This window comes from Sinorhizobium sp. KGO-5 (assembly GCF_036245905.1).
Lineage (GTDB): Bacteria > Pseudomonadota > Alphaproteobacteria > Rhizobiales > Rhizobiaceae > Sinorhizobium > Sinorhizobium meliloti_A.
In genome coordinates, this window is record NZ_BDIZ01000006.1 from 90,507 (window position 1) to 102,482 (window position 11,976).

Below are 11,976 nucleotides of genomic sequence, written 5' to 3' on the forward strand. Positions count from 1 at the left end.
TGGCAGGCTTGCGTCCCGAATGCGAGGTGCTTCAATGCAAGGAGACCTATTCGGAAACCCGCCCGGCAATCTGCCCGAGGGCTTCCGCTACCAGGCGGATATCGTTCCGCAGAAGCTCCAGGAGGTACTTTTGGAGGCGCTGCCGGGGCTTCCCTTCAAGCCTTTCGACTTTCACGGCTACGAGGGCAGGAGGCGTGTGGTTTCATTCGGCTGGAAGTACGACTTCGACACCGAGGCGGTCCGGAAGATCGATGCCATTCCCCCGCTGCTTCTGCCGCTCAGGCAACTGGCGGCCGACTTTTCCGGACTGCCGGCGGAGGGACTCCAGCAGGCACTGGTCACCGAATATGATGTCGGGGCCCCGATCGGCTGGCACAGGGACAAGGCGGTGTTCGGCGATGTCGTCGGGATATCGCTGCTGGCTTCCTGCACATTCAGGTTGCGCCGAAAGCGGATCGGCAAATGGGAGCGGGCTTCCGTCATTCTCGAGCCGGGCTCGGCATATCTCCTCTCCGGCAGTGCGAGATCCGAATGGGAGCATTCCATCCCGCCGGTAGAGCGCCTGCGCTATTCGATCACCTTCCGGGAGCTGCGCTCAGGGATTACCGCCGGCGGCCGTGCGTGACTCTGTCGATATCAGCCGATCAACGTGCCCCAGGACGGGTCCCATTCGACGTCCTCCACGAGCTCGACATAGATCGGGGCCGACGCTTCGCTGTGGCTTGCCGCCAATCTGAAGGCCGACTCGGCCTCCATTTCTTCTCCGGGAAAGATGACGTCATCCTCGGAGGGGTCGGTGACCTTTCGCACATATCCCCGCACGGCGTCGCCGGAGTGGTAGAGTTTCACGACCATGGCGCCCGGCACGGGTCTTTCCGGAAGCCGCTGATAGACGGACATCGGGACCTCCCTCGGTCGCGGCAAGCTAATTCCGGCCATCGTTCGGCCTTGCCTTGTCGCCCTTCTTCTTCACCGTCGTCGCTGTCTTGGCATCCGGCTCCTGTCCGTAATACGTGCCACCCAAATGACCCCCGGCGCTCGTCTTCTCGGCCTGTTTTCGTGCGTCCTTCTGGGCTTGCTCGACATTGGTCTTGCTCATCTTGGGAACTCCTCTGATTGCTGCTGTGTAACCACAGGCGCGCGCTTCTGTTCCGGGGCAGCGTTTACGTCGGGCACACATCAAAGCCGCTTGGAACACATCGGCAATTGCGGCGTTTCCCCAAATCGGCGGAGATTCCCGATGCGAGCTTTGAGGGTGGCGATCGGCATCGCGGCGGTCATCTTTGTGGCTGTTGCTGGTTTCCTTTTATTTGCGTGGCGTTCGGAGTTACCCGAAGACACCGCGGCGGCGGAGGCGCGCTTTGCTCCGGAGCTAGTTGCCAAGGGCGCGGAACTGGCGGCGCTCGGCAATTGCATCGCCTGCCACACCGTGCCTGGGAGACCGGCATTTGCCGGCGGCCTTGCATTGCCCACCCCCTTCGGCACGATCTACTCCACCAACATCACCCCTGATCGCGAAACGGGCATCGGCGGCTGGAGCGAGGCGGCCTTCGAGCGCGCCATGAGGGAAGGTGTCGACCGGGAGGGAAGTCACCTCTATCCGGCGTTCCCCTATGAGCACTTCACGCGTGTTTCGGCAGACGACAATCGCGCCCTCTACGCATTCCTCATGACGCGTGTTGCAGTGAAAGCCGAGGCGCCGGAAAACGACCTTCCGCTTCCCCTGCAGTTCCGGCCCCTGCTTGCCGGCTGGAAGCTGCTTTTCCTCGACGGTGGCGAGCGGGAGCCGGATCCCGGCCAGAGCGAGGCCTGGAACCGCGGGCGTTATCTTGTCGAGGGCCTCGGCCACTGTGGCGCCTGCCATACGCCCCGCAACCCATTTGGCGCCGAAGACCGTGACCGGCATTTCGGCGGCGGCGAAGCGGAAGGCTGGCAGGCCTATGCGATCAACACGGAGTCGAAGGCGCCGATCCCCTGGGACGAGCAAAGCCTCGCCTTCTATCTTCGCAACGGCTGGCACGAATTCCATGGCGTTTCGCGCGGGCCCATGGCCGAGGTGACGGGCAATCTGGCCTTTCTGCCGGACAGCGATATCGCGGCGATCGCCACCTATGTAATGTCGATCATGGGCGCCCCGACGCCGGAACGCGAGCAAAGGGCGGCACAGTTGCGCGAGGCTTTTGGAGGGCAACGCCCGGAGCAGGCGGCGGACAGCCAGCGTTCACCGGCCAGTGGGGCAGGCGGCCAGCCCGGCGAGGCAATTTATCTTGCCGCCTGTGCAAGCTGTCACGAGAGCGAGCGGCGTCAGCCCTTCGGAGGGCTGAATTTCCAACTCAGCACCGCTGTCAATGCGCCGAACCCGCAAAACATCGTCAACGTGGTGCTGTTCGGCCTACCGCCGGCCGATGGCGAAGCGAGCGCGGTGATGCCGGCTTTCCGCCATCTGCTCAGCGATCAGCAGGTGGCCGATCTCCTTGCCTACATGCGCGAGCGGTTCTCGCAGGAGCCACCCTGGGCCGGGCTCATCGAGCAGACGGCCAGAACCCGTTCCGGGACCTCCAAGGTGGCAATCCGGCCCTCTGACGCCATTGAAAGGGCGCCGCACCATGTCGGCGCCGAGGAGGATTGAAGATGGTATCGCTGACAGTCAACGGCAGCCCGCATCAGATCGAGGCAGATCCGGCGACGCCGCTGCTTTACGTCCTGCGTGACGAACTGGCGCTCAACGGGGCCAAATACGGCTGCGGACTTGGGCAGTGCGGCTCCTGCACCGTGGTCGTCGATGGCGAGGCGGTGCTTTCCTGCATGGTGCCTATAATGCTGCTGGAAGGGCGGGAGATCACCACCATCGAGGGCTTGGGAACGATCGACGCGCCGGGGCCGCTGCAGGAGGCGTTCATCGAGCTGCAGGCGGCGCAATGCGGCTATTGCATCGCGGGCATGATGATGAGCGCGCATGCGCTTTTGCGCCGCAACGCGCAGCCGAGCGAAGAGGACATCCGCGAGGCGCTTGCGACCAATCTTTGTCGTTGCGGCACCCATATGCGGATTCTCGCGGCGATCCGGCGCGCCGGCGAACTGATGCGGGCCGCCTCGTTGCCTGCCACTGATCAGGGGAGGGCCGGCTAATGGGCATGCTTCAGGAAGACATCACCCGCCGCAGCGTCATCGCAGGTGCCGGCGGGCTTGTCGTCGGTTTCTCGCTCGGCCGTGCGTTTGCCCAGGAGCTTCCGCCGGCAATGCCGCCGGCTGCGCCGGTGTCCCTGCCGGGCAGCCTTGATGACGAGCGTTTCCTCGATTCATGGATACGCATCGATCCCGACAATTCGGTCACGGTCTTCACCGGCAAGGCGGAACTCGGGCAGGGCATTCGAACGGCCCTGTTGCAGGTTGCCGCCGAGGAGCTCGAAGTCGACCCCGCGGAGATCCGGCTGATAACGGCCGACACCGGCCGAACCCCGAATGAAGGGTTCACGGCCGGCAGCCAGTCGATGCAAAACAGCGGTACCGCCATCAGGAACGCTGCAGCGCAGGTGCGGGTCCTGCTACTGGCCGAAGCTGCCAGGCGCTTCGGCATGGCGGCGACGGAACTCAGGGCGGAAAACAAGGCGGTGCTGGCAAAAGACGGACGGCGGGCGACCTACGGCGAGCTCGTTTCCGGACAGATTCTGCACGTGGAAGCTCAACCGCAATCGGCATTGAAGCCGCCGGGTACTTTCCGAGTGATCGGCAAAACACTGCCGCGCGTCGACATCCCGGGCAAGGTGACGGGCGAGGCGGCCTATGTTCATGATCTTCGCCTGGAGGGCATGCTGCATGCGCGCGTCGTGCGCCCGCCGAGCCCGGCTGCCAGACTATCGGAGGTGGATGCGAGCGCCGCCGAGGCGCTGCCGGGCGTCGTCTCGGTCGTGCGCGACGGCAATTTCCTGGCGGTGGTGGCCTCGAAAGAGTTCCAGGCGGTGAGCGCCATGCGGGCGCTGGCGGCGGCCGCGCGGTGGCAGGAAAGCGAGACGCTCCCCGACCAGACCGACCTGCCGGCGGAATTGCAAAGACTCGAGAGCGAGGTGGGGACGGTCGCCGAGGCCGGCATGCTTTCGTCTGATGGCAAGGTCTTCGAGGCGACGTTTAGCCGGCCCTATCAGATCCACGGCTCGATCGGCCCGTCCTGCGCCGTCGCGCGGATGAACGCGGACGGGGCGTTGGAGGTCTGGTCGCACACGCAGGGTGTCTTTCCCGATCGGGCGGCGATCGCCGAGATGCTGGCCATGCCGGAAGACAAGGTCCACGTCGTCCATATGGAAGGATCGGGCTGTTACGGCCACAATGGCGCCGATGACGCGGCTGCGGATGCGGCCCTCATCGCCAGCAAACTGCCGGGCAAGCCGATCCGGGTCCAGTGGATGCGGGAGCAGGAGCACAGCTGGGAGCCCTATGGTCCTGCAATGCTCATGAAGATCAGTGCAGCACTGGACGACCAGGGCAGGATCGCCAGCTGGGCCTATGACCTTTGGAGCAACACCCACTCCACCCGTCCGGGCGGAGCCGGTGCGCTCCTGGCGGCGCGCCACAAGGCCGAAGCCTTCCAGCCGAAGCCCGCCAAGCTCAATATCAGCCCGTCCGGCAACGGCGACCGAAATGCCAATCCGCTCTATGTGATCCCGAACAAGCGCGTGCTCTGGCATTTCCTGGCCGAAATGCCGCTCCGCGTATCGGCGCTTCGCGCGCTTGGGGCCTATGCCAACGTCTTCGCGATCGAAAGCACGATCGATGAGCTGGCGCTGATCGCCGAAGCGGATCCGGTCCAATTCCGGCTACGCCACATGGAGGACCCGCGAGCCCGTGCCGTGATCGAGCTGGCGGCGCAGCGCTTCGGCTGGGACAAGGCGCAAATACCCCGCAACCGCGGACGCGGCTTCGGTTTCGCCCGCTACAAGAACCTTGCCGCCTATCTGGCGGTGGCGATGGAGGTGGATGTCGAACCCGAAACGGGCCGTGTTCATGTGGTCCGCGCCGTTTCGGCCATCGACAGCGGCGAGATCGTCAATCCGGACGGCATCCGCAATCAGACCGAAGGCGGAATTTTGCAGGCGATCAGCTGGACGCTCTACGAGGCCGTCGCCTTTGACCGGACCAGGATCACCAGCACCGATTGGTCCAGCTATCCGATCCTGCGTTTCGCCAGTGTACCGGAAAGCGTGGAGGTCCACATCGTCGAGCGTCCCGGGGAACCTTTCCTCGGCACCGGGGAGGCGGCCCAGGGCCCGGCCGCCGCAGCCGTCGCCAACGCGATCAGGGATGCGACCGGCAAGCGCCTTTACGATCTGCCCTTTACCAGGGATCGAATTCGAAGCGCCGTCGGGCGCGCGTGATCCAACGGCAGGTCCTCATCCTCACGACAGCCGGTATTGCTGGAAGACCTGCAGGAAGAGTTCGCGCTCCGTCGTGATGTCGAGCTTTTCATAGATGTGCGCCCGGTGGTTCTTGACTGTGCCCGGGGCGATCCCGAGCCTAGACGCGATGGTCGCGTTAGGGTGTCCCTGCAGAATGAGGGCGACGAGTTCGCGCTCCCGTGCCGTCAGATCCGGCCACAGGATCAGCGAGGCCTGGACGGTACTCACCGGTGCTTCCCCCATGGCTTCGGGCGTGCTGGTTCGCCTCAGATCGGGGTCCCGCGTGCGGGTATCGGTTGCGTGCAGTGCTTCGAAAACCGGAAAACGGCTGCGCAGAGCCGCGACCTCGCCATCGCTGAACATCGATGTGGAGCGGTCGAGAAAAATACCTAGGCACCAGTCGTCTCCGTCTTCCAGCAGGATGCCGACCTCGTCGCAGATTTCGGATTGCGCCAGGAACTCCGCTATGTAGCGGCCGCGCTTGGGGGCGTCGTCCGCCAGGCTCTTGAGAGGCACGATCCCTGCGCGCCTGTTCAGGCGCCAATAGGCATAGAAGGGATCGAATACATAATAGGTATCGAGGTAACGAGCCACCATCTCGTCGGAGTAACCGCGGTGCTTGACGAATTCGGGCTTGCGGGTGGCGGAATAACGGGTGACCGTGATCAGATTCTGCGGCACCACGGCTCCGATCATGTCGATCAGCCGGTCGACATGCCTGTCGGTACCGGTGGCGCCGATCGCTTGCGCCAAGATCTTCCAGAACCCATCGCCGCTCATAAGTTCGTCTAGCACTGTTCCCCCCGCCGGTCATTGTGCCTTTTGGCACATTTCCCGGCCGAAAATTCCCACCTAGGTTTCCTCCATCAGCAAAGCCATGGAGGTAAGACCTTGGAAAACCCAATCGTGATCGGCATCGACGCGGGCGGCACGATGACCGACACCATCCTTGTCGATCAAAACGGGCACTTCAAGATCGGCAAGGCCGCGACCACGCCGAAAAACGAGGCCGAAGGCTTCATTTCGTCCGCTGTCGATGCGGCGGACGCCTGGGGTATCTCCCTCGACAGTCTTTTTTCCGGTCTCGACGTGGTGCTCTATTCCGGTACCGGCATGCTCAACACCTTGCTCTCCCGCACCGGTCGTAAACTTGGCCTGATCACCACCAAAGGCATGGAGGACATGGTGTTGATGGGCCGCGGCCTGCAGGCCTGGGCGGATTATTCCTATGCCGACCGGCTCCATGCGGTCACCCACGCCCACCCCGATCCGCTGGTGCCGCGCCGCCGCACCCATGGCGTTACCGAACGCATCGACCATTTCGGCGATATCGTGCTGCCGCTCTACGAGCACGAGGTAACGGCCGCGGCCCGTGCGCTGATCCGCGACAAGGTCGACGCGATCTGCATCATGACGATCTTCAGCCACGTCAATCCGGTGCATGAGAAGCGCATCGCCGAGATCTGCCGCGAGGAGGTTGCCGCCGCCGGCGTCGAGATCAATGTCTATACCAGCCACGAGGTGCGCCCGGTGATCCGGGAACAGTCGCGGCTGAACTCGGTGCTGATCGAAGCCTATGCGACGTCGCGCGGCCGCCAGCAGCTCAAGGGAATCGAGGAGGCCTCGCACAAATACGGCTTCAAATACGGCGTGCAGACGCTGCTCTCTTTCGGAGGCTTGACGTCGATCAACCATCCGCGCCTCCACGAGACGATGATTTCCGGGCCGATCGGCGGCATTCTCGGGGCAGCCTATGTCGGCAAGCTCATAGGCAATGACTCGCTGATCTGCTCGGACATGGGGGGAACCTCCTTCGACATGGGCGTCATCTCGCGCGGCCAGACCCGCATCGAGAACGAGCCGCTGATGGACCGCTTCAAGCTCAATGTGCCGACACTCCATCTCGACACGATAGGGGCGGGTGCCGGCATGATCCTCAAGGTCGACCCGCTGACCAGGAAGGTGTCGCTCGGACCTGAAAGCGCCGGCGCAGATCCCGGTCCGATCTGCTTCGCGAAGGGCGGCACGGAGCCGACCATCGCAGATTGCGATGCGATCCTCGGCCGGTTGAACCCGTATTACTTCCTCGGGGGCAAGGTGGTGCTCGAGGTCGAGAAGGCACGCGCCGCCTTCAAGGAAAAATGCGCGGACGTGCTCGGGGTCGGTGTAGAGGAAGCGGCTGAAGGCATGATCGAGATGCTGGAGCAGGACGCCAATAACGCGCTGCGACGCGTTATCTCGGGCCAGGGCATCCATCCTTCCGAGTTCACGCTTCTTTCCTACGGCGGCTCGGGCCCGCTGCATCTTGCCGGCTGCTCGAGGGGCATCGGCTTCAAGGACATCATCACGTTCCAGTTCGCCGCCGCTTTCTCCGCCTTCGGCTGTACGACGGCCGATTATATGCGCCGGCATTCGGTGTCGACCCAGATCGATATCGGCGCCCGCGCCTCGGACGACAGGCTCGCTGCAGCCGGCGCGCAGGTCACCCGGGTGTGGCAAGACCTCGAAAAGGCCGCCGTCGACGAGATGCTGACCGACGGCCATGCGCGGGAAAAGATCAGGACCGTCCCCTTCTTCATGGCCCGTTACACCGGCCAGCTGGAGGACGTCGAAGTCATTGCGCCGCTTGCGTCCATCAACGGCCCCGACGACATGCGCGCGGTGCTGGCGCAGTTCGAGGAGGTCTATGCCAAGGCCAATCACCGCGTTTCGAAATACGGCGAGGCGGGCTTCTCCCTGATGGAACTCGGCGTCATCGCCACTGCCGAAAAGATCAAGCCGGTGCTTGTCAGGCGGCCTCTCGGGAGCGCCGATCCGCAATCCGCCCACAAGGGCGTGCGCGAAGCCTATATCGGCGGCCGCTGGCACAGGGCAGATCTCTACGAGATGGATCTGCTTGAGCCCGGCCACGAGGTGATCGGCCCCGCAATCATCGAGCACCCGGCAACGACGCTGGTGGTGCATCCGAACGATCGCGTCTTTATCGATGAATGGACGCTGCTTCATTACAACCATGCCTGAGCTGAAGGATGACAGACATGCTGGACAAAACGGCAAATCCCCTGCAGCGGCGGCTGCTCGAATCCGAACGGCTGATGGAGGAGACCGGCTGCTATGACGGCATCACCGAACTTCGGCTGCGCAGGCAGGATCCGCTGAAATTCGAGACCCTGCACACGAAGCTGCGCGCCTATTGCGTCTCGGCCAGGGAAATGGCCCGTCGCATCTCCGCCTCGCCGGGAGTGCGGGAAGTCGGCGAAATGGTAGTGGCGATCTACACGCCGGAAGGCGACGCGATCGCGCTTTCGAACGGCATCATGGTGCATGTGCACACGATGAGCCGCTTCATCAAGTGGATGATCAGAAACGGCTACGAGCAGAATCCATGCATCCGCGACGGCGACATCTTCGCCAATAACGACGCCTTCATCGGCACGGTGCAGGTGCCCGACGTCATGGACGTGGTGCCGATCTTCCACGAGGGCACGCTGGTCGGCTGGGCGGGCGCCGTCTGCCATGAACTCGAGGCGGGTGGCATCACGCCCGGCGGCGATGTGTGTCTTGCGCAGGAACGCTTCACCGAGGGGCTTTTCGTCTGTGCCGAAAAGATCGGCGAGAATGACGAGATCCGCCGGGATTACGTAATCCGTTGCGAGCGCAATCTACGCATGCCTATCTACTGGGTGCTGGACGAAAAAGCCAAGGTCGCCGCCTGCATCGACATGCGCGAGAGCGTAAAGCAGCTCATCGACGAGGTCGGCCTCGAATATTGGCAGCGGCTTTCCAAGGAATTCATCGAAGAGGGCAGAAGAGCACAGCTTGCCCGCACACGGCAGTTGACCGTGCCCGGCATCTATCGCGGCCACACCTTCTACGGTCACGTGACCGAGGGCAAGCCGGGTTTTCAGCCGCTCGCCGACCCGAACTGGCTCTACAATATCCCGATCGAGATGGAGATCACCAGCGAGGGCAAGATCAGGCTCGACTTCGACGGCACGCAGCCCTGGGGCTATCACTCGATGAACTGCACCCCGGCCGGCATGGACGGCGGCATGTTCGTGACGCTCACCCAGCACATGAACTTCGAGGGGCTCGTCAATGACGGCGCCTGGATGGCGACCGAGATCAATATTCCTCACGGCACCTGGACCAACCCGGACAACGAGATGGCGGCGACAGCCACTTCCTGGGCCTTGCTGCTCCCGGCTTACGGCGTGTTCCAGCGGCTGCTCTCACGCGGTTTCATCGCCCGGGGCTTTGTCGAGGAAGCTTTTGTCGGTCAGGTGAATTCCCCGATGATCGAGATGGGAGGCACCAGCCAATACGGCACGGGCTTCGGCATGGCCCATTTCGAATGCGCAGCCGCGGGCTCCGGAGCGCTGGCGATCAAAGACGGGCTCGACACCGCCTATGTCGGCTGGAACCCCGAATCCGACATGGGCAATATCGAGATCTGGGAACAGAACATGCCGATGGTCTATATCGGTCGCTCGATCGTGCCGAATTCCGGCGGTGCTGGAAAGTACCGCGGCGGCTGCGCCTTCATCTCGACCTGGCTCATCAACAAGACCGATCACCTGCGCCTCGTGACGTCGGAGCATTCCTCGCGCGTGTTCGACAATGGCGGCCTGTGCGGCGGCTATCCGGCACCGACCTGCGAGAAACATCACGCGGTCAGGAACTCCGATATTCACGAGCGCGCCGAACGCCGGGAGCCGCTCGCGCATGCGCCGGGCACCGACCCGCTGGTGTCGGATTTCGAGCGCACCTACAAAGGCGAGCAGGTCTGGGAGGAGGGTCCCTACATCACCCGGCCCCACAAGGCCGGCGACATTTTCAGCCATGCCTATAATGGCGGCGGCGGCTTCGGCGACGTGTTGGAACGCGACCCGATCAAGACGGCATGGGACGTGGAAAACGGCTTCCTGACGCGCGAAGCCGCCGAGAAGGTATTCGGCATCATCCTCAAGGAGGATGCCGAAGGTTATCCGCAGGCCGACATCGACGCGACCGTCGCCCGCCGCGCGGAACTGCGCAAGAAGCGGCTGAAGCAAGCCATTCCGGTATCGGAATGGATCGCCAGGGAGCAACGGCGAGTGGAGGCTTCGGACTTCGCGCCGGAAGTCGCCAAAATGTACCGGAGCGCGATGAAGCTCTCGCCGCGCTTTTCCAGAGATTTCAAGGAATTCTGGGGCCTTGCCTCCGATTTCGTTATCGCCGGGGAGAATTGAGCCATGACCGAATATTCGAAGGAAGTCATCAATGACCTCGTCAACGGCACGCTCCCCTGGGCGCAGACGCGGCGGATCATGAGCGGCTATAAGGACGACGACCGCTTCTTCAAATATCTGGCCGTGCTGCAGGACCGCGTTGTCTGGAGCGATCCGATCCTGCTCCCGGTCGGCGACCGGCTCTTCATCTGCGACAGCGCCGAGGGCCGGGTCACCCGCTGCGAATGCGGCCACTCCTTCGGGGACTATCGCAGGAACTGGAAGCTGAACGCGGTGATCAACGTGCGCGACACCGAGGAGAGCTTGCGGGAAATCTACCCGAACAGCGATATCCCGGATCCGAAATGGATGGAGATCCGCGAGTTCTTCTGCCCCGAATGTGCGCATCTGCACGAAGTCGAAGCGGCGGCCCCCGGCTATCCGATCGTCCATGATTTCGAGCCGGACTTGGAAGGCTTCTATCGCGACTGGCTCGGCAAGCCTTTGAAGGATCTGTCATGACGGGCAGGCTCAAAGGCCGTAGCGCGGTCATCACCGGCGGGTTGACGGGGCAGGGGCTGGCCATTGCGGAGGCGCTCGCTGCCGAGGGCGCCAACGTCGCCGTCGGCTCCTTCGTCCGCGAGGCGGCCGAGCGGCAGAGCGATGCCGCGGCCTATCCCGATCCGCAGGAGATCGTCGAGGTCCAGAAGCGGCTTGCCGTTGGCGGCATGGCTGTTTACGCCGGCCACCTGGACGTTCGCGACAGCGAGGCGATCGAGCTATTCGTGTCGGCGGCGGAAGCCGCATGCGGCCCGGCCGACATTCTCGTCAATGCCGCAGGGACGACCGCCGAGCAGCCGGTGTCGGGCCATTCCGACGAATTATGGTTGAAGATCATCGACACCAATCTGAACGGCGCATTCCGAATGACGCGCCGGCTGCTGCCCGGGATGATCGGGCGCAAATGGGGCCGCATCATCAATATAGGCTCGACGGCTGCCACGGTCGGCTGGAAGGACAACCCGGCCTATTGCGCCTCGAAGGCGGGGCTCCTCGGCCTCACCCGCTGCGTAGCCCTCGAAGGGGCGCCGCATGGCGTGACCTGCGTGATGATCAGCCCGACCTGGGTTGAAACGGAACTGATGCGCCGCAACGTTCAGCAGGTCGTCGAAAGGGAGGGCAGGGGGCGGACGATGGAGGAGGCGATGTCGGATATCGCCGCCCAGAACCCGCAGAACCGCATCATTCAGCCCGACGAGATAGCGGCCCTGGCCGCCTTCCTCTGCGGCGAGGGCGCCAGGGGCATCACCATGGAGAACATACAGATCACGGGCGGCGCACTTTGGTGAGCCGCCTTTCTGGTCTTTTGACGTGAG

Annotated in this window: 11 protein-coding genes; 8 read left to right on the forward strand and 3 right to left on the reverse strand. The window is 63.5% G+C overall.

The window, feature by feature from the left end:
- The first annotated feature begins 34 nt into the window (after nt 1-34).
- Nucleotides 35-625 (forward strand): alpha-ketoglutarate-dependent dioxygenase AlkB, encoded by a 591-nt coding sequence (locus BHD07_RS22885; RefSeq protein ID WP_338283206.1) that lies wholly within the window; start codon nt 35-37, stop codon nt 623-625.
- Between the two features lie 11 nt (nt 626-636).
- Here BHD07_RS22885 and BHD07_RS22890 read toward each other — a convergent pair whose 3' ends face one another.
- A complete protein-coding gene (locus BHD07_RS22890) occupies nt 637-900 on the reverse strand; it encodes a hypothetical protein (RefSeq protein ID WP_338283208.1) in 264 nt (87 codons plus the stop codon).
- 25 nt (nt 901-925) lie between these two features.
- Entirely contained in the window at nt 926-1,099 is a 174-nt protein-coding gene (locus tag BHD07_RS22895; RefSeq protein WP_100672369.1) for a hypothetical protein, read from the reverse strand.
- Between the two features lie 141 nt (nt 1,100-1,240).
- Here BHD07_RS22895 and BHD07_RS22900 point away from each other — a divergent pair, with 141 nt between their 5' ends.
- Genes BHD07_RS22900 through BHD07_RS22910 form a run of 3 tightly spaced genes read left to right on the forward strand, consistent with a single transcriptional unit; the run spans nt 1,241 to nt 5,369 of the window.
- The gene (locus tag BHD07_RS22900) at nt 1,241-2,629 is read left to right on the forward strand and encodes a c-type cytochrome (RefSeq protein ID WP_338283209.1); all 1,389 of its coding nucleotides are present in this window, start codon (nt 1,241-1,243) and stop codon (nt 2,627-2,629) included.
- Between the two features lie 2 nt (nt 2,630-2,631).
- Complete coding sequence (locus tag BHD07_RS22905) at nt 2,632-3,129, forward strand: (2Fe-2S)-binding protein (RefSeq protein ID WP_338283210.1); 498 nt, start codon at nt 2,632-2,634, stop codon at nt 3,127-3,129.
- Nucleotides 3,129-5,369 (forward strand): xanthine dehydrogenase family protein molybdopterin-binding subunit, encoded by a 2,241-nt coding sequence (locus BHD07_RS22910; protein WP_338283211.1) that lies wholly within the window; start codon nt 3,129-3,131, stop codon nt 5,367-5,369. The genes BHD07_RS22905 and BHD07_RS22910 overlap by 1 nt, the downstream gene beginning before the upstream one ends.
- A 21-nt stretch (nt 5,370-5,390) precedes the next feature.
- Here BHD07_RS22910 and BHD07_RS22915 read toward each other — a convergent pair whose 3' ends face one another.
- Complete coding sequence (locus tag BHD07_RS22915) at nt 5,391-6,170, reverse strand: helix-turn-helix transcriptional regulator (RefSeq protein ID WP_338283445.1); 780 nt, start codon at nt 6,168-6,170, stop codon at nt 5,391-5,393.
- 111 nt (nt 6,171-6,281) lie between these two features.
- Here BHD07_RS22915 and BHD07_RS22920 point away from each other — a divergent pair, with 111 nt between their 5' ends.
- Genes BHD07_RS22920 through BHD07_RS22935 form a run of 4 tightly spaced genes read left to right on the forward strand, consistent with a single transcriptional unit; the run spans nt 6,282 to nt 11,949 of the window.
- On the forward strand, nt 6,282-8,411 hold the full coding sequence (locus tag BHD07_RS22920) for a hydantoinase/oxoprolinase family protein (protein ID WP_275598769.1): 2,130 nt from the start codon (nt 6,282-6,284) through the stop codon (nt 8,409-8,411).
- Between the two features lie 17 nt (nt 8,412-8,428).
- Nucleotides 8,429-10,621: a hydantoinase B/oxoprolinase family protein gene (locus BHD07_RS22925; RefSeq protein ID WP_275598770.1), complete on the forward strand. Its 2,193-nt coding sequence runs from the start codon at nt 8,429-8,431 to the stop codon at nt 10,619-10,621.
- A gap of 3 nt (nt 10,622-10,624) precedes the next feature.
- Complete coding sequence (locus BHD07_RS22930; RefSeq protein WP_338283212.1) at nt 10,625-11,122, forward strand: acetone carboxylase subunit gamma; 498 nt, start codon at nt 10,625-10,627, stop codon at nt 11,120-11,122.
- Complete coding sequence (locus tag BHD07_RS22935) at nt 11,119-11,949, forward strand: SDR family NAD(P)-dependent oxidoreductase (RefSeq protein ID WP_338283213.1); 831 nt, start codon at nt 11,119-11,121, stop codon at nt 11,947-11,949. The genes BHD07_RS22930 and BHD07_RS22935 overlap by 4 nt, the downstream gene beginning before the upstream one ends.
- Nucleotides 11,950-11,976 lie beyond the last annotated feature (27 nt).